Below are 20,075 nucleotides of genomic sequence, written 5' to 3'. Positions count from 1 at the left end.
TTGCTTATGAGTTCCAGATTTTAGTTCTTTTTTTTTGCAACTCTAAATTGCTAATTTTCTGGAAACTCTTTTTCTAAATAAGTTTAAACAAGTTCGTTATAATAAAATAAAAGTAATCCTTCAATTTGTATAAAATGTCTTTTATTATCATTATTTAGATATGGCTTTATAATATTATAAAATTCATTTTGAGCCTCTAACAATGTAAGGTTTTTAGAAATTAGGTTTTTGTAGTATGAATTGTGAATAAACTTTATAAAAATTAAATAAATGTAAAAAACAGGCATTACGTAGCTATTTTGATAAAATGATCTTAATGTCATCCTTGTAGTTGCCATTATTTTTTCTAATTCTCTTAAATTACATTTTTGCAATAATAGTTTTGAGGTAGAAACAAAACTATCTTTATCATATTTAAATTCATATTGTTGTAATCTTTCATTAGAATTAAAAAAAGAATTATAATCAAAATAGTCAAATAAATAATTAAAAAACTCTCCACTTTTTGGTTCAGGAATAGAATATTCAATATCAATAAATCGTCTCAGATACTCTGAAGAATCTATTTTATCAGAATTGTAGACACCACAAATGGCATTTCCTAATTGTTCCTTATCAATTGATAGTACAAAAACAATATTTTTTACAGAAAAAAAATGTTTTACTTGCTCTAAAAGAGAAACTGAATAGTTTGGTCTACATCTGTCAAGCTCATCTATAATAAATATTAACGGTTTTCCAACAGAATTTTTAGAAACAAATTGTGACAATTCATTTCTAAAATCTGTAATTGATTTTTTTCTGTCAGCATATTCTTTTATCTCGTCCTCAAAAATTTCAGTTCCTGTTTTTACACTATCTGTTAGAGTATCTACTAAAATTTCTGAATCAAGATATTTATTTAAAATAGCTTTAACTAATGCTGGTGCAATATTTTTTGATAGCTTAGCAGCAGTACTAATAACTTTTTTAAAATTTTGATTATCTGTGGGTCTTAGCATTTTTAATTCTCCAATTAATGCCGTTAATGGACTGTTATCAAAATCATTTTCCCAAGCATTAAAGTAAATTGTTTCGTACCCAGAATTTTTTAAACTTTGTTCCCACATTTTGACAAAAGTAGTTTTTCCAGTTCCCCATTTATTATTTATAGCCATTACAAAACCTTCCGAGTAATTTTCTATAATACTTGTTAAAACAGCTGCATATTTACTTCTGTCTAATTTACAGTTTTCAAAAGGATTTTCTTCGTTTATTTCTAACTCTAAATGTTTCAAAGACATAGTTTTTATTTTAAATTTAATATTCAAATATAATTAACCTATATTCATAAACAATAAGGTTTTCCGTAGTCCTAAGAATAAACACTCATAAATTTAAAATATTCCGTATTTATACAAAATATCATCCAACCAGCATAAATTCCCCTTCTCTGAAGGGTTGGATTAATTTTCAAAGAAAATTAATCCAGGTAGTTAAATAAAGCAAAAATTAAAACGAGAACCTTTTACTGATTCTCGTTTTAATTTTTGCTTTAAAATAGTTTTCGATACAAATTCTTTCAGAATTTTACTCAAACTGACGTAGTTGATCATTAATCTTCCAGGTAAATATCATTATTTGCTTTTTTTGATTTCAGTAGCATAAAAGCTAATCCCAACCCAAGTCCTGCAACCAAAGCAATTTTGGTTTTCTTTCCGGGAACGGGAAGAATGGTTTCGCCATAAATCCGATGAGGTTCTGAAGATGGTTCAAGTACATTTCCGGAATCGGGTGGTGCGTTTTTTAGCTTCATCATTAATCGCATTCCTGCAGAAGCGGTATTGATAATCACTTTTGGAAACATTTCGTAAAGATTCACTAAGGCTCTTGATTTAAAGTCTGGGAAAAGATCTTTCTGTGGCTCTTTGGCTAACTGTACGATTTTATCAGCCGTATCTCTTGGGTCTGATGCAAACGGTGGAATTTTAAAATCAAGTCCTGAAAACTTTGCCGAATGCATATTTCCCGTTGATCTCTGGATTTGCGGATACAGATTGGCAATATGAATATCGGGATAATCTGAAATTTCACCATGGAGACATTCCATCATTCCACGGATTCCGAATTTTGTTGCCGAATAAACAGCACTGTAAGGAGCGGGCATAAATCCGCCAATTGAAACATTATTGATCAAAATACCTTCATTCTGTTCCTTGAAAAGCGGTAAAACAGAATATGCTCCATGCATATATCCGAAAAGATTGGTTTTAATAACCTGCTCGTGAAGCTCCATCGGTATTTCTTCGAATTTCCCGCTTGCCATTACGCCAGCATTATTGACCCAGATATCAATTCTTCCAAATTCCTGTAGAGCAGCTTTTAAAAGATTGTCTACCTCTTCAGCTTTCGATACATCGGTGGAAACGGCAATAGCATTTACTCCTAAATCTTTGCAGATATTTAATGTTTCGTCTAAAGCTTCCTGACCTCTTGCTGCGATAACGATATTACAACCTTCAAAAGCAAACGCTTCAACGGCAGCTCTTCCGACTCCGCTGGTTCCTCCCGTGACTACGACAGTTTTGCCTCGAAGGCTTCTTTTTTCTAAACTGTTTTGTGATTTCATATTGAGATATTTTTTATATTGAGATAAAGTGTTACCAGTTACCTATCTATTTTTACACCAAATAGGAATTTCTGAGATATTAATTTTGAATCAACTTATAAAAACAAAAAACACTGACTTAATTGTCCGTGTTATTTTTGAAATAATATTTAAATCGAATGTTTTATCTGTATAAATCGAGTTCAAGGAAATTATTTACTTTCTTAATTTGTTCTTTATAACTGATTTCTGATTTTCTTAAAATTTCTTCCGGTGTAATAGTCTCCCCGTTAAGCGACATTGATATGATGGCAGCACCGCTTGAAGAGCCATGCATCTGACGTAAATCTTTCACAGGATCTTCTTTATATTCTTTCCAGAGTTTTCTGAATTTTTCTTCGTTTATAGGGATATCTTTGGGTTTAAAAATAACTGTGCTTTCATTTTCTTTTTGCACTGCATTTACCTTTTTGGTTGCAATCAACTTAAATGAATGATCGCCTTTTGTATCTTCAATCTTAACAATAAGTCCCGGAAGCCCAGAAAATATATGAGGACCGTCCTGCAAAGGTATTTCCGGAGCAAACCAAACGATCCATTTTCTTCCTCTCCAATCTGCCGTAGCTTTTTGAACATCGTAACCTAAAACTTTATCTTTTTCATTTGTAATTTTCCAGATGATTTTCTGATCCGTTGTTATCAATAGTCCTGTAGAACCGATAGATTTCTTTAGGGTCGTTTTGTAATCAGGATACGTTTTATGAACTTCGAAGCCTACTTTTCCTCTTTTTAAATGTGTGAAATCAAAATGATCTTTGCCACTCATTACTGCACTTGCAACAGTTGCCGCAGTGGTAGAATCAAAAACTGCTCTTACCTGACTGTAAAATTTTGATCCTTTAGGTGAAGTCTGCAATATCATATTTTCAGTATCAGATTTATCTCGGTTTAAAGAATCCATTTTGAAAGTATATTCATAAATGAACTGATTAGATTGTGCAAAACAGAAGCCTGTAATCAGTAATAGCAGAATAGATAATTTTGTTTTCATATTTGTGAAGATTATTGAAAGGTGATGCTTTCTTCTTTGGTATTATACAGGATTATATTTTTATTGCTTCCTCCTGTTTTTGATAGCGTTTTAGCATACAGTATTTTAAAATCTTTTGGATTGTAAATGGTAACCATATTGTTTTTCTCGTCTATCGTTACTTTTTCGGCATTTGCCAAAGAAATGTTTTTTGTTTTTAGCATTACATTTCCGTTTAGAATAATTGTGCGTTCTTGAGTATTTTTTTTGATGTTATCTCCTTTATAGGTCATTGTAAGTTCAGATTGTACTTCCTGCGCAAAAGTATTTTGAGAAAATAAAAGGAGTGTAAAAATTCCTGAGATTGTAAAAAGTCTTTTCATATATATTCAATTTTATGAAAACGAAAATACACTTAATTCTCAATGCTGTGGAAAATTTAATATTTATTTATGATTTCTAAGAGATTTTTAACTAAAACATTGACAGTAAAAAGCTTCACTCGAAAACTGACAAGAAATATACAAGACCGGAATTAAAAATAAAAGCAAAAAAGGGACATTAATCATAGCAATAGAATATTGTTTCTTATAAATCCTAATAATAGAATCTGTAATAAAACCCACCAGCAGAATAATCAAAACAAATACAACCAGAAATGCAATCCCTAAACCTACATCAGTACGGTGTTCTCGTTGTCGATTGGCTTCGAAAGCCATTTCAGAATAGAAATATAATAAAAGTAGGGGAACGGCTACTGCCAAAATTCTGATGATAATGTGTTTGGTTATTTTCATAGATTGAAATTAATTATTTGTTTGTCACTTTCATATTCTTTTTTAAACTTTGTGAAGAAAGGTTATTTTCAAAACTGAACGGAACTGATTTTAAAGTCTTTCCTTTTTCAGGAATTAAAACATTAAAATGCAAATGCTCTCCGGAAGCAAAACCGGTCATTCCACTCAAACCAATCGGTTGATTTCTTTTTACAGCATCACCAACTTTCACAAAGCTTCCGTCTTTTTTTAGATGTACATATTGGGTGAATAATCCGCTTTGAGGATGATAAATAGTAATATAGTTGGCAAAATCCCTCCATTTTCTATCGTTCCCGCCATATTCATAATCTTTAATAACCCCTACAACAAAGCCATCATCTGCACTTGTAATGGTATCGCCAGTTTTCATTTCAAAATCTACAGCATATCTTGAATAATCATCATTATGACTGAAGCTTCCTTTATTAGATTGCATAATTTGATACGTTTTACCTTTAGGAAAGGGGAGTGCAAGATTATTTTGTTTTATTATTTTACGATCATCACCAAATGCCTGATTGATCTTAAGTTCTAATTTTTTGAGATCGATATCTTTAGCGAATATCTTAATCTCAGCAAAAGAATTTTCATAGGCTATTACTTTCAAGGTATCATCAATTAAATTTTTATTTTTTAAATAATCAGAAAAAATTTTAATTCTTAAAGGACAAGCTAATGGATTCTCGATTTTAAGGGAAAGTGTATCGTTTCGATAATCTTGTTTATAACTATTTCTAAACTGATTCAATTTCACTTTCGGAATTTCCTGTGCATCACAAAAGGAAAAACAAAAAAGCAAGCTAAAAAATATGGATTGGTAAAATTTCATGCGATTGTATTTTTATCAAAAATAAACATTTTTATCACAAATATTTGAAAACTAAACTTTTCGCATCTTAGTTTTGGCTACAACAATCTTTGATTCGGTCACATCAGTCTTTTCATCATTTTCCAACTTTGCAGTGTAGAAATTAATCAATTAAAACAATCAAAAAATGGACACAAAAAAAGTATGGTTTGTAACCGGAGCATCAAAAGGTTTAGGATTAACCTTAGTAAAAAGATTACTGAATGAAGGATATTCTGTAGCCGCAACTTCAAGAAATATTGCTGAACTTAAAACTGCAGTCAATTCTGAAAGTGAATCTTTCCTTCCTTTAGAAATGGATTTAATTAATGAAAACAATGTTGCTGAAGCCATTCAGAAAACCGTTGAGTATTTTGGAAAAATTAATGTAATTGTCAACAACGCAGGATACGGCCAGTTGGGAACTTTAGAAGAATTATCTGATGAAGAAAGCCGCAAAAATTTCGACACCAATGTTTTTGGCTCACTGAATGTTATCAGAAAAGCAATGCCTTATTTGAGAGCTCAGAAAAGCGGACGTATCATTAATATCGCTTCAATTGCCGGACTTACAGGAGATTTTGCAGGTTGGGGAATTTACTGTTCTACCAAATTTGCAGTAGTGGGTTTCACTGAAGCTTTGGCGGCAGAAATAAAAGAGTTTGGTCTTCATGCAACCGTTGTTTATCCCGGATACTTCCGAACTAATTTCCTTACAGGCGGTTCATTAAGAACTCCTGAAAATGAAATTGAAGAATACACTGCAGCAAGACAACTTCAAACGGTTCACGAAAAAGAAATCAACGGAAATCAGCCTGGAGATCCTGAAAAAGCAGCAACTGTTTTGATAGAACTTGCTTCAATGGAAAATCCGCCGGTACATTTAATGTTGGGTTCAGATGCATTTCAGTTTGCAGGAAATAAACTGACTGCACTTCAACAGGAAATTTCAGAATTTAAAAACCTGAGTATATCAACAGATTACTAAATTTGTAGAGGCAGTAGTTTTCTGCTGCCTCATTTTTCAATTATGAATAAAAGAAAATTATATACCATCGATACGATATCTGAACTGCATAAAATTTCAGGATTATCGCAACCGGAACATCCTCTAATCAGCTTGGTTGATTACAGTCTGGTGAATTATCAGATCGACGAACCAAAAATTAACTGGATTCAGGATTTATATTTTATCGGTTTGAAACGTGACCTTCATGGAAAAATGACTTACGGACAAGGAAAATATGATTACGATGGCGGATTGGTATCTTTTATTGCTCCGAGACAACTCGTCGGTTTAGACATCAGTCGTCAAGAGAAGAAACCTTCCGGTTATATTCTAGCTTTTCATCCCGATTTTTTGTGGAATACTGATTTGGCAAAAAAGATTCACAATTATGATTTTTTCGGATATAAAGTAAATGAAGCCTTATTTCTTTCGGAAAAAGAAGAACAGATCCTGATTGGAATTTTTCAAAGTATAAAACAAGAATATCAGTCTGGAATTGATCAGTTTACACAGAATATCATCATTTCCCAGATTGAAGTTTTGCTCAATTATTGTGAACCTTTTTATCAGCGGCAGTTTATCACCAGAAAGAAAACCAACCATCAGATTTTAGATAAGCTTGAAATCTTTCTTGAAGGATACTTTACAAGTGAAAATATCATCAATAACGGGCTTCCGAGTGCGCAATTGATCGCTGAACAGCTGAATATTTCGACCAATTATTTAAGCAGCTTACTCAAATCTCTTACCGGACAGACAACACAGCAGCACATCCACGGAAAACTGATTGAAAAAGCCAAAGAAAAACTGTCAACAACCGAGCTTTCTGTAAGTGAAATTGCTTACGAATTAGGGTTCGAACATTCACAGTCTTTCAGTAAACTATTTAAAGCTAAAACGGAGGTTTCACCTTTAGAATTCAGAAAATCATTTAATTAAAATTTTAAACTTAAAATTTATTCGGCTACAACAAACTACTTTTTGGATACATCGATTATCAGATGAAAACTGAACTTTGCATCATAAATAATAGTCAAAAAATGAAAGTATTTGTTACAGGCGCTACAGGTTTCGTAGGAACTGCTGTAGTACAAGAATTATTAGCAGCTGGTCATCAGGTTTTAGGGTTAGCGAGATCTGAAGAATCAGCAAAAAAATTAACTGAAGCGGGCGCAGAGGTGCATCGTGGAGATTTAACTGATTTTGAAAGTCTAAAATCGGGAGTTTCCGTTTCGGATGCAGTGATCCATTTAGGATTTGTCCATGATTTTACCCGTTTTGAAGAAATGTGCGCTTTAGATAAAGAAGTGATCGAAACTATTGGTGATACTTTAGTGGGAACCGATCGTCCTTTTATCATTACTTCAGGTACAGCTCTTTTTTCAAAAGATGGAATTACCACAGAAAATGATCTTTCAGCAGACAATCCGCATCCAAGAATTGCAACAGAAAATGCAGCAGATGCTGTAGCTGCAAAAGGTGTAAAAGTTGCCGTTGTAAGATTATCTCCGTCTGTTCATGGGAAAGGAGATGTAATCGGATTTGTTCCGTTATTGATTAAAATTGCGAAAGAAAAAGGAGTTTCGGCTGTTATTAATGATGGAAATAATCTTTGGCCGGCTGTTCACAGGTTAGACGCTGCAAAATTATACCGTTTGGCTTTGGAAAAACCATTTGAAAAAGGAACAAGATATCACGCTGTCGCAGAACAGGGAATTCCTTTGAAAACAATTGCCACACAAATTGCAGATCGATTGAATATTCCAATTGTTTCTCTTAATCCTGAAGAAGCAGCAGAACATTTTTCATGGTTTACGCATTTTGCTAAATTAGATAACAAAACATCAAGCGAAGAAACAAAAAGATCGTTAGGCTGGAATCCTGAACATCCAACGTTACTGGAAGATTTGCAGGGTTCTGTTTATTTTACTGAACATCAATAATTTGTATCTTTATTATTCTTGAAATTTGATTTAAATTCTAAAAAACTTACAATCATGTCTGATAATCAACCGATAAGATTAAAAACCATTTCCGAATTTCATACATTGCGAGGTTTACCAAAGCCAAAACATCCACTAATTAGTGTGATTAATTTTGAAGATATGGCAGAAACGTTAGTAATTGGTAGACAAAATTTAATGTTTGATTTTTATATGGTTTCTGTAAAAAGAGATATGACTCACAAATACAGATATGGGCAACAGGATTATGATTTTGATGAAGGCGTAATGTTTTGTATGGCGCCACATCAAATTTTAAGTGTAATAAGAGAAGAACAAGGTAAAAATCCTTCCGGATGGATGCTGATGATTCATCCGGATTTTCTTTGGAATACACCCATGGCTTCTGCGATCAAAAAATATGAGTTTTTTGATTATTCTGTAAATGAAGCTTTATTTTTATCTGAAGATGAAGAAATAAAAATTCAGCAGATTATCGAGAATATCAAGCAGGAATATCAGACAAATATTGATAAATTCAGCCAAAATATTATAATTTCCCAACTCGAAACACTTCTCAAGTATTCTGAGCGTTTTTATCAGCGTCAGTTTATTACACGCCACAAAGCGCATCATCAGTTTTTAGAAAAACTGGAAAATCTTCTTAATGATTATTTTGAAAGTGATGATATAAAAGAACAAGGATTGCCAAGTGTTCAGTTTCTCTCAGAAAAGCTGAATATGTCGCCTCAATATATGCGTAGTCTGCTGAAATCATTAACCGGACAAACGACCCAACAGATCATTCACGAAAAACTGATAGAAAAAGCCAAAGAAAAATTGTCAACAACCGATCTTACTGTAAGTGAAATTGCTTACGAATTAGGCTTTGAACATTCACAATCTTTTAATAAATTATTTAAATCCAAAACTGATATTTCGCCTTTAGAATTTAGGAAATCTTTTAATTAAATTTTAGCGGGAAGACTTTACGAGCTCACTCTCAAAAATAATATCTTTAATTAATTTTTCAGTATAATAAAACAAATCGCTGTTATCATTCATCTGATTTTCAAGAACAATAATATGTAAATCTGCTTTGGGAATATAAATATTCAGCGAAGAAAAACCGTCGCCTAATCCTGTGTGACCAAGATATTGTATTCCATTGGTTTCAGCAATTCTGATATTGTAACCATAACCCATTTTCTCTTTTCCAAAAACATCGTGCTGTGATTTTGCAGATTCTGAGACCATCAATCGATAAGATGCAGCACTTAAAATTTTACCTTTATGAAGTTGGTTATTCCAAATTACTAAATCATGTGCAGTAGAAATAACTCCGTCTGCGGGTAAATTTTCGTCATTGATCATCGAATTTTCTACTTTCGAAAATTTATTTTCTTTATTGATGTAGCCAAAAACCAGATGTCGTTTATCCGATGCTGAATAACAGAACGTATCATTCATTTTAAGTTGTTTAAACAATTTCGCAGCTAATTTTCGGTATGTTTTTTTGGATACATTTTCAACGATTTTTCCTAAAAGTATATTCGAAAGATTTCCATATTTAAAATCAGTTCCAGGCTTAAAAACCAATGGTTTTTCAACATCCACGATTCCATGAGTATGATTCAGAAGCTGATGAACCGTTACAGAATCTGCCCAAGTTTGTTTCAAAAAAGGTAAATATTTTTTGATAGGAGTGTGAAGATCAATTTTTCCTTTTTCCACTTCTTTTAAAACTAAAACAGATGTTATTTGTTTTGTATTTGACATGATTTCAAACTGGTCATTCATTTCCATCGGAGTTTTATTTTCAATTTCTGAAAATCCGAAAGCTTTAGAATAAACCGTTTTCCCATTTTTATTAATCAGAATGACTCCGTTAAAATGTACAGGTGTCTCAATCTGTATAATACTGTCAATTTTATTTTGCCAGTTTTTATGAGTTTGTGAAAAAATATTGACGGTGAAAGAAAAAATAAGAAATGCAGAAATTATCTTTTTTGAAATCATTATTCTGTGAATTTTTTAGAATTTCAAATATACATTTTTGAATGTTTTTATTGCTATTAAAATCTTTTACATTTACTATTTTTTTAATACGCACCTATTAGAAATAATCTGTTAATCACTATCTTTACTTAAGTTTTCTCATTAAAGGAGATTTTCAAACTTAAATTTTCATGCTCAATTCTACTCAATCAGGCATTTCCAAAACTGTAATTTGGTCAATGTCAATTATTTCAGGCCTTGTCGTTGCCAATAATTATTATAACCAACCGTTGTTGGGACTTATTGCAAAAGATTTTTCGGTAAGTGAAAGTGCGGCAGGAAAAATCTCTGTACTTACACAGCTCGGTTACGCTTTTGGTTTACTGCTAATTGTTCCTTTAGGCGACAAATTTCTAAGGAAAAAATTAATTTTAATCGATCTAGTTTTAGTTTTCGCTGCACTTTTGTGGATGACATTTGCCACAGAATTGTGGATGCTGTACGCTGCAAGTTTATTGATTGGAACGACTTCGGTAATTCCTCAATTATTTGTTCCCATCGCTGCCGAATTATCTTTAGAAAAAGACAAAGCAGCCAATATCGGATTGGTTGTTTCGGGATTGTTATTAGGAATTTTACTTTCCCGTTTTGTAGGTGGAATCGTAGGTGAACTTTGGGGCTGGAGATCTATGTTTGGAATTGCTGCAGGTTTAATGCTTTTAGTCTGGGTTTTTGTGTATAAAATGCTTCCGGAATTACAGCTAAATTTCAGAGGAACTTATTTTGAACTCATGAATTCTGTACTGCAATTGGCAAAAACGCAACCCGTTTTGCAGTTGGCATCTTTTCGTGGAGCAATGGCATTCGGATCGATGTGCGCCTTGTTCACAACCTTGGTCTTTCACATGGAAAGACCGCCTTTTGAAGTAGGAGCTTCTGTTGTGGGAAGTTTTGGTTTGGCAGGAGCTGTAGGAGCTTTGGCAGCGGCAAAAGTGGGAAGTTTACAAAATAGAATGAGTATCAACCGTATTATTTTATATGCTCTTTTAATCCTGATCGGAAGTTGGGGATTCACTTATTTTGCAGGAAATACATATTGGGGATTGATTATCGGGGTAATTCTTATTGATCTCGGGGTGCAGTCGAGTCATATTATGAATCAAACCAATTATTTTTCACTGAAAACCAATGCCGTAAATCGTTTAAATACTGTTTATATGGTTTCTTATTTTATTGGTGGTTCACTTGGAACTTTTTTCGCTTCTTTGGCATGGCAATATGCACAATGGGAAGGCGTTTGTTTTGTCGGAATTACAATGGGATTGCTGGCTTTGATTGCACATATTTTATTTGCCGGAAAAAAAATTAATACTGAAAAATAATTGATACATTTAAATAAAAATAATAAAATGAAAATAGAAATCTGGTCGGATGTGATGTGTCCGTTTTGTTATATTGGAAAGAAAAATTTTGAACAGGCTTTAGAAACTTTACCTTTCAAAGATGAAGTAAAAATAGAGTGGAAGAGCTTTCAGCTAGACCCGACTTTAGAGCATTCTGAAACAAAAACAACGGCAGAATATTTCAGAGAGAAAAAAGGTTTCCCGGAAGAACAGGCAAAACAAATGACTAATCAGGTGATACAGATGGGAAAAGCTTCAGGAATAGATTTCAATTTCGAAAAAGCTTTGATTACCAATACGTTTACGGCTCATAAACTTCTTCATTTAGCTAAAAAATATAACAAATCTTCAGAAATGGAGGAGGAGTTGTTTAAAGCTCATTTTCTGGATGGGAAAAATGTGGGCGACATTGATACGCTTGTTTCTTTGGCCGTCTCTTTGGGCATTGACGCTGAAGAAACAAAAAAATTATTACAGTCTGAAGAATTTGATTACGAAATCAATCAGGACATTTTGGAAGCCAGAAACAATGGAATTTCAGGCGTTCCATTTTTTATTCTGAATGGCAAATATGGCGTGTCGGGCGCACAACCTGCAGAAGTTTTAAAAAATGCCCTGACACAAACTTACGAAGAAACGGTTGTTCCTTTTAAAGATAATACGCAAAACAATCTTTCTTGTGATGCAGATGGTTGTTCAATTTAACATAATATAACTTCATGATTACATTAAATAAAGAATTGAGCTATCCGATTTCCGAAACTCTTTTTGTTTTTGCCTTAGATTACGAAGCAGGAAAAGTATTTGATCACACCCGAAAATTAATTACCGGAATAGGAAAAGTAAATGCAGCCATTGCATTAACAAAAGCTATTCACGAAAAAAAACCAAAACTGATTATCAATATGGGATCAGCAGGAGGATACGGCTTTAAAAAAGGAGACGTAATTTGTTGTACAAAATTTATCCAGAGAGATATGGACGCCCAAGGTTTGGGTTTTAAGAAATTTGAGACTCCACTTTCAGGTATTCCTATAATTTTGGAAAACGGACTGAAAATGGATCATCTGAAAGAAGGAATTTGTGGAAGTGGTGACAGTTTTGAGATGAATCACATCAATACAGAATACAATGTTATCGATATGGAAGCTTATCCTTTAGCGTTGATTGCGATGCAGGAAAATATTCCATTTCTATGTTTAAAATATATTTCTGATGATGCCGGAAGCGATGCAGCAGATGATTGGTCGGTTCAGGTACATCTTGCTTCAGAAGCATTTAAGCAAATATTATTTACAGAAGTATAAAATTTAAACCAATCTAAAATTAAAATATGAAAGCAATTATCTTAGAAAATCCGGGTGAACCAAAAAATTTAAAGTTAACTGAAATTGAAAAACCACAAATTAAAGAAGGGGAAGTTTTAGTTGAAGTAAAATCGATAAGTATCAATCCAATAGACGTAAAAACCCGTTCAGGCAAAGGAGCTTTTCAAAAATTAAAAGATGAAAATCCATTAATTTTAGGTTGGGATATTTCAGGAATTGTAGTTGAAACCAATTCTTCGAAGTTTAAAATGAATGACGAAGTTTTTGGAATGATTAATTTTCCCGGACATGGAAAAGCGTATGCTCAGTTTGCCACTGCTTCTGAAAATCATATTTTTTTTAAACCAAAAAACATCAATTTTGAAGAAGCTGCAGCAACAAGTTTAGCAGCGTTAACCGCCTTACAGGCAATTGAAAAAGCTGAACTAAAAGAAGGTCAAAACGTTTTAATTCATGCAGCATCAGGTGGAGTGGGGCATTTTGCCGTTCAGATTGCAAAATATTTGGGAGCCTCTGTAACCGGAACTTCATCTGCCAAAAACAAAGAATTTGTTTTGAGTTTAAGAGCAGATCAACATATTGATTATAAAAATTATGATTGGGAAAATTCCGAAGAAAAGTTTGATTTTATTTTAGATACTATCGGTGGTGAAAATATTGATCATTCTGTGAAAGTTCTGAAAAAAGGAGGAACTATTATCAGTATTCCAAGTGGTTTAAATGAAAAAGTTGAAGAAAAAGCTGCTTCTGTAGATGCAAAAGGATTTACAATGATGGTTCAATCTAATGGAAATGATATGCAAAAACTCGCTGAACTTTTAGAAAAAGGATTTTTAAAGCCTCATATTTATAAAACATATCACTTTAATGAAATGTCTGATGCTCATGAAGAATTGGAAAAGGGGAGAACGGTAGGGAAAATTGTAGTGAATTTTTAGAAATAAAAGAATAAATCGATCAACACAAATGAATTATGGAAAATATTTCTGAAATAATATCGCATTTTAATTTTACCCAAACCAGAAAATCTAAACAGTATTTAGCGTCATTTTTCAATCAAAAAAGCTTTAACAAAAACCAGACTTTATACACTCAGCAAAAGCTGAAGATGTTTTTAGAAAACTTCCAGCTTATCAATGATTATAAGAGTAGTGAAAATATCGTTTCATCGATTCAAAAGTTTTTAGGTGAGGTTAACACCGACAATTATAATCTGTTGACAAAAATTATGTACAGAGAGTTTTTCAACCAAACCAATAATAATATCACTTTGTTTATTGAGTTTTTTTATCGTTTTGGGGTTGTGTTAAAAAACTTTCAGAAATCCAATCTTTGTAAAGATTATTCTGATGAAATTGAAAAAAACATTCAATTTATCGATTCTTTATCTGTAAATGAATATCACCATAAAGTCTTAGATTTCAAACAAAGAAAAAATATCTTAACCACAATAGAAGCTGAAGTTAAAAAAGGAAACTTTATATCATTTTGGAACTTTTTCTATATGTTTGATGTTTATTCAAGCATTGCAAAAGGAATAAAACAAAACAATTTAAAATTTCCTCACTTTAATTCTGATGCCAGTTTTACGATTGAGCATTTTTATCATTTAGACTTAAAAAATGCGGTTAAAAATACTATTGAAGTAAAAGAGAAGAATATAATTATATTTACAGGAGCCAACATGTCCGGAAAATCAACCGCCATGAAATCGATCAGTATCATTGTTTTGTTGGCTCATTTAGGAGTTGCTGTTCCGGCTGAGAATTGTAATATTCCCTTTTATGAAAGTATATTTTTACATTTTTCTGTAAACGATAATCTCAAAGAAGGATACAGCCATTTTATGCAGGAAATTGTAAATCTTAAAAATGTACTTCAGGAGCTGAAAACAAAAAACTGCTTTGTTGTTTTTGACGAAATTTTTAATGGAACCAATATTAATGATGCCGCAAAAATAACGGTTGATACCATTAACGGATTATCTCAATAAAAACTCAATGTTTGTTTTTTCAACTCATTTAAATTTGATAGAAAATTATTTGATGAATAATAAAAATATTTTGTTGCTAAATCTTGAATCTTTTCTCACAGGTAATGAGTTAACATTTACGTACAAACTAAAAGAAGGCTGGTCTAAACTCGAAATCGGAAAAATACTTTTCGATCAATATGGCTTAAATGATTTACTAAGACAACATTAATTAAAAATCTACATATGAAAAACTATATATTTTTAGCATTTGCAATACTTTTCGAATCTGTTGCAACATCTTTTTTAAAAGCATCCGAAGGATTTACAAAACCTTTGCAAACTGTAATTTTTGTTGTAGCCATGTCAGCTTCATTTTATTTACTGACTCATGCGATTAAAGTTATTCCAATCGGGATTGCTTATGCAATTTGGTCAGCTGTCGGAATTGTTTTAATTTCTTTAGTAGGATATTTTGTTTACAAACAAACTCTTGACCTTCCTGCAATTCTGGGAATTCTTTTAATTATAATTGGAGTAGTAATTATCAATGTATTCTCAAAATCAGCGTCCCATTAGTTATAAGAGGGATTTTGAGGATTTTAGCAGTTTGTAAAAAAATATACAATTTAACATAATATAAATTATAGGACTTTTATAATTATAACAAACAGAGTCTATTTATCTAATCATTTCACAACAATATATAAATACGAGATTAAAAGGCTTAATTGTTGATTACAATTCTAAAAATATTTGATGATTCTTTTTGCTGAATTTCTTTGATAATGAAATGAATAATAAAATACCTCATGTAACTTAAATTAAACCTAATGCAATCCGGAAAATATTTTTTAAACGATTCTCAGCGATTAGAAATTTTATATGAAATTTCAAATTAGTATCCGAATTTTTTATGTTTAAATTAGCAATTATAAAATTTAACATAATATTGAAATTATGAAAAAATATATTGTACTCGGTTCGTTGTCAGTTTTGGCAATGAGCTGTAATAAAAAAAATGAAAAAGTAAAACCTGTTGTTACTACAGATTCACTTGAAAATCCTGCAGAACCTGTTGTTGATACTTTAGGTGCAAAAACCTTCTGTTATTTGGGAGTTACAGGGAAAGACAGCGTTTTTGTAAGCCTTGACGATAATTTGGGTACACTTTCAGGAAAAATGGCCTATAAAAACAGTGAAAAAGATAGTTCAAAAGGTGAATTATTTGGATTTAAATCTGGTGATACTCTAAAACTGACTTACGAATTTGCTTCTGAAGGAACAACCAGCAAAAGAGATATATTTTTTATTCAGAAAGGCAATATCTTAACAGAAGGAATTGGAGATCAAAAAGATGAAAACGGAACAATGCGTTATGCAGATGAAAAGAAAATAGCTTATAAAGACGGACAAAAACTGGAAACAGCTGATTGTAAAGTCGTCACAAAAGCTTTAAATTAAATTATAATTAAACCAAATTTTATGCAAAATTTTAATGTGAAACCATTTACGAAAAATGAGTTTATTGAAGAATTAAGGAAAAAATTTCCTCAATATAAAATTCAAACCAGTTTGGGTGCGCTGCAAGTTCGGAAAAGTGGTTTTACGCTGACAGGAAATGTAAAAATCGATACAAATCCCGATACCGGAAAAATTACAACAACGACTCAGCTCGACTCTATGCCTTTTTTAATTATTATGTTGCCAATTGGTCTTTATGTTTGGACAAAAAAACAGAAAATTAAAGACTTTGAAAACGAAGTTATAGAAGGTATAAAAGCGATGATGAACTGATTATTTAAAATATAAATGCAACTCTTTTGAGTTGCATTTATTAATTATAATTCACTATTAAAAGTTTTAATAAATTCTTCAACAGGTTCATTTTGAGTATTCCAAGAAGTTATCAAACGAATTGCTGATAAATTTTCATCTACTTTTTTCCAGATATAAAATTCAAATTTTTCAGATAAAACTTCAATGATTTTATTGCTCAAAATCGGGAAAATCTGGTTGGTAGAAGTATCAGAAAGGAACTGCACTCCCCTTTCAGATAAAACCTTTTTAATCTTCATCGCCTGTTGGTTTGCGTTTCTGGCTAAATCAAAATACAAATCATCTTTCATCAGCTCCAAAAACTGAATTCCCAAAAGTCTTCCTTTCGCCAACAACGCTCCTTTTTGCTTGATATTAAAGGCGAAATCAGGACGCAAATCATTTTCAGTAATTATTATTACTTCCCCTAATAAGGCTCCATTTTTGGTACCTCCTAGATAGAAAACATCCGTTAATTCAGCAATGTCTTTTAGTTCTAAATCGTTAATTTCTGAAGTTAAAGCGTGCCCCAATCGAGCTCCATCCATAAATAGATACAGGTTGTTTTTCTTACAGAAAGCCGAAAGATCTTCCAGTTCTTTTTTTGTATAAATTGTCCCAAGTTCAGTAGAATTTGAAATATAAACCAACTTCGGCATTACCTGATGCGGAATATTCTGATGGCTTTCCAAAACAGGAATAATATCTTCCGGACAAAGTTTTCCGTCTTCCTTTTCTATACTTAAAATTTTGTGTCCCGTTGCTTCAATTGCTCCTGTTTCGTTATTTAAGATATGTCCGGTTGATGCAGAAATTACACATTGATAAGGTCTTAAAATTGAAGAAATTACAATGAGATTGGCCTGGGTTCCTCCAGAAACAAAGTAAACTTCAGCCTCATCATTTTCAATTTTAGCTTTAATTAAATCTTTAGCTTTTTTAGAATAATCATCTTCACCATAGCCTGCCTGTTGATCAAGATTGTTTCGAAGGAGCGATTCTAAAATCTGCGGATGACAACCTTCGGAATAATCGTTTTTAAAAGAAAATTTCATAGTGTAAAATTAAAAAATCTTAAAATAACAAGCCCCACATTTAAAAAATATTTTGTTAGTTTTGTAATGAAAATCATCTAACATTTTGAAAACAACATTAACAGAAGAAAATTATCTGAAAGCCTTGTTTCATGTAGTTGACCATGAAGGAAAAGTCACGATTAACGAACTGAGCAAATTTCTTAACGTGAAAATGCCAAGCGTTAACAATATGATGAAGAAATTTGCCGACAAAAACTGGGTCATTTACGAAACTTACAAACCACTCAGAGTTACCGAAAAAGGCAGGCGTGAAGCTGCTTTGGTTGTAAGAAAACATCGTCTCACCGAAATGTTTCTGGTTAAAAAAATGAATTTTGGATGGGAAAATGTACACGAGATTGCCGAACAATTGGAACATGTACATTCTCAGGTTTTCTTTGATAAAATGGATGAAATTTTAGATTATCCGAAATTTGATCCTCATGGCGAACCCATTCCTGATAAAGATGGAAATATCATCGCTCAGGATCTGCAGCAATTAAGTAATTGTAAAATTGGTGAAACCGTTATTTTCACTTCTGTTACTTTATCTGATGACGCCTTTTTGAATTATCTTACCGAAAGAAAACTTCTTTTAAATACTAAAATTAAAATCTTAAAAATTGAAGATTTCGACAAGTCAATTACTATAGAAATTTCAGGAAAAACAGAAGTTCTCAGTAAGAAGGCAACCGAAAAGATTCTGGTGAAACATTAGTTCCCGGTTTCTTTTACCTCGCGTAATTTCTTCGGCTTTTTACTTAACAAAAATACGGTAGAAATAATAAGCAGACTCCCTACCCAATCGATTGTAGAAAAAGAAACATTCAGCCAAAGTACCGCCAAAACCGTTGCAGAAAGCGGTTCCATCGAAGCTAAAAGGCTTGTTTTTTGTCCGCCAATAATTTGCACCGCTGTAAGATAGGCGTAAAATGCGATTAAAGTTCCGAAAATTACGATGAATGCAGTATACCAATAGGTCTGAAAATCCCAGATTCCTTCGATGCTGAAGGGAGATTTCACAAAGCTGAAGACAAAACCACCACACATCATCCCCCATCCGATAACTACGGAAGATTTATATTTTGAAAGTAATTTTACGGGCTGTAAAGTATAAATTGCCAAAGCAACTGCTGAAGCTAAGCCAAAAAACAGAGCCGTTCCTGAAATATTTAAACTATTGACATTTCCATGAGTTACTAATAAGAATGTTCCGGCAACCGCCAAAATAATCGCTAAAAACTCAATCATCAAAGGGATTTTTTTGTTTTTGAAAGCTAAATAGATAGCAATCACAACAGGACCTGCATATTGCAAAACCGTTGCTGTCGCTGCATTGGAATGTTTGATTGCTGCAAAATAAGTGTACTGCACGGCAAGCATTCCGGTAATACTGAAAACAATAAGCTGAACTGCATCTTTCTTGTTTTTCCAAATAGAAAATACATCAGTCTTATCAATGAATTTTGCAAACAAGAGTAAACATATTCCGGAAATTAACATCCTTATGGTAATCAGCCATTCAATATTAATTCCTCTCTGTTGAAAAAGAAATTGTGCAAAAGTACCGGAAACTCCCCAAAGTAATGCTGCACCTACAGCTAATAGAAAACCTTTAAAAACATTCATTGCCAATTGATTTATTTTGCAAAATTGCATCAAATAACAATTGCTTTTTAATGAAATTTCAATAGTTTTTTGCAATTTTGTTTCATATCTAATTCTAAATATCAATATTTTGAAATCACTCGATCGATTTGACACTGCCATTTTAAAAATTCTTCAGAAAGATAATTTAACTCCACAAAGAGATATTGGCGAAAAAATTGGGCTTTCTGCAGCGGCTGTTCAGCGCAGAATTAAAAGAATGCGCGAATCAGGAATTATAAAAGCTGATGTTTCGGTGATTGATATTAATAAAATCCATCACTGTATCACATTGATTGTAGAAATTTTTATGGAAAGCGAAAAGATTGAATTGCTCGATTACGCAAAATCGGTTTTCACATCAACTCCTGAAGTGCAACAATGTTATTTTGTAACCGGAACTTCGAATTTTATATTAATCATCCTGGTTCCTTCAATGAAAGATTATGAAGTTTTAACGAGAAAAATTTTCTACAGCAATAAAAATATCAATCATTTCCGAACAATGGTCAATATGGATATTTTGAAGTCTAATCTTGAATTGCCAAATGAAATATTGGAACAATTGGAATAAAATTGGGAAAATTTAAAAATAAAAA

24 protein-coding genes are annotated in these 20,075 nt (G+C 32.2%); 15 read left to right on the top strand and 9 right to left on the bottom strand.

Annotated elements, in window-relative coordinates:
* Positions 1-83: 83 nt before the first annotated feature.
* The 6 genes from B5X64_RS20040 to B5X64_RS20015 all read right to left on the bottom strand — a co-directional run bounded on the left by B5X64_RS20040 (position 84) and on the right by B5X64_RS20015 (position 5,264).
* Positions 84-1,310, bottom strand: coding sequence for a KAP family P-loop NTPase fold protein (locus B5X64_RS20040; RefSeq protein WP_228419041.1), 1,227 nt, complete (start codon positions 1,308-1,310; stop codon positions 84-86).
* Between the two features lie 284 nt (positions 1,311-1,594).
* Entirely contained in the window at positions 1,595-2,608 is a 1,014-nt protein-coding gene (locus tag B5X64_RS20035) for an SDR family NAD(P)-dependent oxidoreductase (protein ID WP_079466904.1), read from the bottom strand.
* 163 nt (positions 2,609-2,771) lie between these two features.
* Positions 2,772-3,638 (bottom strand): GLPGLI family protein, encoded by an 867-nt coding sequence (locus B5X64_RS20030; protein ID WP_079466903.1) that lies wholly within the window; start codon positions 3,636-3,638, stop codon positions 2,772-2,774.
* 11 nt (positions 3,639-3,649) lie between these two features.
* Complete coding sequence (locus tag B5X64_RS20025) at positions 3,650-4,000, bottom strand: hypothetical protein (protein WP_079466902.1); 351 nt, start codon at positions 3,998-4,000, stop codon at positions 3,650-3,652.
* Between the two features lie 87 nt (positions 4,001-4,087).
* Complete coding sequence (locus B5X64_RS20020) at positions 4,088-4,414, bottom strand: hypothetical protein (RefSeq protein WP_079466901.1); 327 nt, start codon at positions 4,412-4,414, stop codon at positions 4,088-4,090.
* Between the two features lie 13 nt (positions 4,415-4,427).
* Positions 4,428-5,264: a M23 family metallopeptidase gene (locus B5X64_RS20015; protein ID WP_079466900.1), complete on the bottom strand. Its 837-nt coding sequence runs from the start codon at positions 5,262-5,264 to the stop codon at positions 4,428-4,430.
* Between the two features lie 166 nt (positions 5,265-5,430).
* Here B5X64_RS20015 and B5X64_RS20010 point away from each other — a divergent pair, with 166 nt between their 5' ends.
* From B5X64_RS20010 to B5X64_RS19995, 4 genes are all read left to right on the top strand, one after another.
* Positions 5,431-6,270 carry an SDR family NAD(P)-dependent oxidoreductase gene (locus B5X64_RS20010; protein ID WP_079466899.1) on the top strand — a complete coding sequence of 280 codons (840 nt, stop codon included), beginning with the start codon at positions 5,431-5,433 and terminating at the stop codon, positions 6,268-6,270.
* A 42-nt stretch (positions 6,271-6,312) separates the two neighbouring features.
* Complete coding sequence (locus tag B5X64_RS20005; RefSeq protein WP_079466898.1) at positions 6,313-7,230, top strand: helix-turn-helix domain-containing protein; 918 nt, start codon at positions 6,313-6,315, stop codon at positions 7,228-7,230.
* 101 nt (positions 7,231-7,331) lie between these two features.
* Positions 7,332-8,234 (top strand): SDR family oxidoreductase, encoded by a 903-nt coding sequence (locus B5X64_RS20000; protein ID WP_079466897.1) that lies wholly within the window; start codon positions 7,332-7,334, stop codon positions 8,232-8,234.
* 54 nt (positions 8,235-8,288) lie between these two features.
* Positions 8,289-9,206, top strand: a complete 918-nt coding sequence (locus B5X64_RS19995; protein ID WP_079466912.1) for a helix-turn-helix domain-containing protein — start codon at positions 8,289-8,291, stop codon at positions 9,204-9,206.
* Positions 9,207-9,209: 3 nt separating this feature from the next.
* Here B5X64_RS19995 and B5X64_RS19990 read toward each other — a convergent pair whose 3' ends face one another.
* Complete coding sequence (locus B5X64_RS19990; protein WP_079466896.1) at positions 9,210-10,253, bottom strand: serine hydrolase domain-containing protein; 1,044 nt, start codon at positions 10,251-10,253, stop codon at positions 9,210-9,212.
* Positions 10,254-10,471: 218 nt separating this feature from the next.
* Between B5X64_RS19990 and B5X64_RS19985 the strand changes: the two genes are divergently transcribed.
* From B5X64_RS19985 to B5X64_RS19950, 9 genes are all read left to right on the top strand, one after another.
* Positions 10,472-11,614, top strand: a complete 1,143-nt coding sequence (locus tag B5X64_RS19985) for an MFS transporter (protein ID WP_228419039.1) — start codon at positions 10,472-10,474, stop codon at positions 11,612-11,614.
* 27 nt (positions 11,615-11,641) lie between these two features.
* Positions 11,642-12,340: a DsbA family oxidoreductase gene (locus B5X64_RS19980; protein ID WP_079466911.1), complete on the top strand. Its 699-nt coding sequence runs from the start codon at positions 11,642-11,644 to the stop codon at positions 12,338-12,340.
* A 14-nt stretch (positions 12,341-12,354) separates the two neighbouring features.
* Complete coding sequence (locus B5X64_RS19975; protein WP_079466894.1) at positions 12,355-12,942, top strand: 5'-methylthioadenosine/S-adenosylhomocysteine nucleosidase family protein; 588 nt, start codon at positions 12,355-12,357, stop codon at positions 12,940-12,942.
* A 26-nt stretch (positions 12,943-12,968) separates the two neighbouring features.
* Positions 12,969-13,901 carry an NADP-dependent oxidoreductase gene (locus B5X64_RS19970; protein ID WP_079466893.1) on the top strand — a complete coding sequence of 311 codons (933 nt, stop codon included), beginning with the start codon at positions 12,969-12,971 and terminating at the stop codon, positions 13,899-13,901.
* A 35-nt stretch (positions 13,902-13,936) separates the two neighbouring features.
* On the top strand, positions 13,937-14,956 hold the full coding sequence (locus B5X64_RS19965) for a MutS-related protein (protein WP_079466892.1): 1,020 nt from the start codon (positions 13,937-13,939) through the stop codon (positions 14,954-14,956).
* Positions 14,957-14,963: 7 nt separating this feature from the next.
* Positions 14,964-15,167: a hypothetical protein gene (locus B5X64_RS22685; RefSeq protein WP_139377617.1), complete on the top strand. Its 204-nt coding sequence runs from the start codon at positions 14,964-14,966 to the stop codon at positions 15,165-15,167.
* A 14-nt stretch (positions 15,168-15,181) separates the two neighbouring features.
* Positions 15,182-15,514 carry a DMT family transporter gene (locus B5X64_RS19960; protein ID WP_079466891.1) on the top strand — a complete coding sequence of 111 codons (333 nt, stop codon included), beginning with the start codon at positions 15,182-15,184 and terminating at the stop codon, positions 15,512-15,514.
* Between the two features lie 381 nt (positions 15,515-15,895).
* Positions 15,896-16,399, top strand: a complete 504-nt coding sequence (locus B5X64_RS19955; protein WP_079466890.1) for a hypothetical protein — start codon at positions 15,896-15,898, stop codon at positions 16,397-16,399.
* A 21-nt stretch (positions 16,400-16,420) separates the two neighbouring features.
* Positions 16,421-16,732, top strand: coding sequence for a hypothetical protein (locus tag B5X64_RS19950; RefSeq protein WP_079466889.1), 312 nt, complete (start codon positions 16,421-16,423; stop codon positions 16,730-16,732).
* 44 nt (positions 16,733-16,776) lie between these two features.
* Here the strand turns inward: B5X64_RS19950 and B5X64_RS19945 are convergent, their stop codons facing one another.
* Positions 16,777-17,808 carry a threonine aldolase family protein gene (locus B5X64_RS19945; protein ID WP_079466888.1) on the bottom strand — a complete coding sequence of 344 codons (1,032 nt, stop codon included), beginning with the start codon at positions 17,806-17,808 and terminating at the stop codon, positions 16,777-16,779.
* An 85-nt stretch (positions 17,809-17,893) separates the two neighbouring features.
* Here B5X64_RS19945 and B5X64_RS19940 point away from each other — a divergent pair, with 85 nt between their 5' ends.
* Positions 17,894-18,547 carry a metal-dependent transcriptional regulator gene (locus tag B5X64_RS19940; protein WP_079466887.1) on the top strand — a complete coding sequence of 218 codons (654 nt, stop codon included), beginning with the start codon at positions 17,894-17,896 and terminating at the stop codon, positions 18,545-18,547.
* Here B5X64_RS19940 and B5X64_RS19935 read toward each other — a convergent pair.
* The gene (locus tag B5X64_RS19935; protein ID WP_079466910.1) at positions 18,544-19,458 is read right to left on the bottom strand and encodes a DMT family transporter; all 915 of its coding nucleotides are present in this window, start codon (positions 19,456-19,458) and stop codon (positions 18,544-18,546) included. The genes B5X64_RS19940 and B5X64_RS19935 overlap by 4 nt on opposite strands.
* A 109-nt stretch (positions 19,459-19,567) precedes the next feature.
* On the opposite strand from B5X64_RS19935, the gene B5X64_RS19930 reads away from it, so the two are divergent.
* Positions 19,568-20,050, top strand: a complete 483-nt coding sequence (locus B5X64_RS19930) for an Lrp/AsnC family transcriptional regulator (RefSeq protein ID WP_079466909.1) — start codon at positions 19,568-19,570, stop codon at positions 20,048-20,050.
* Positions 20,051-20,075: the final 25 nt, after the last annotated feature.

Source organism: Chryseobacterium balustinum, from assembly GCF_900168205.1.
GTDB lineage: Bacteria > Bacteroidota > Bacteroidia > Flavobacteriales > Weeksellaceae > Chryseobacterium > Chryseobacterium balustinum.
This window is presented reverse-complemented; position numbering and strand designations above follow the sequence as displayed.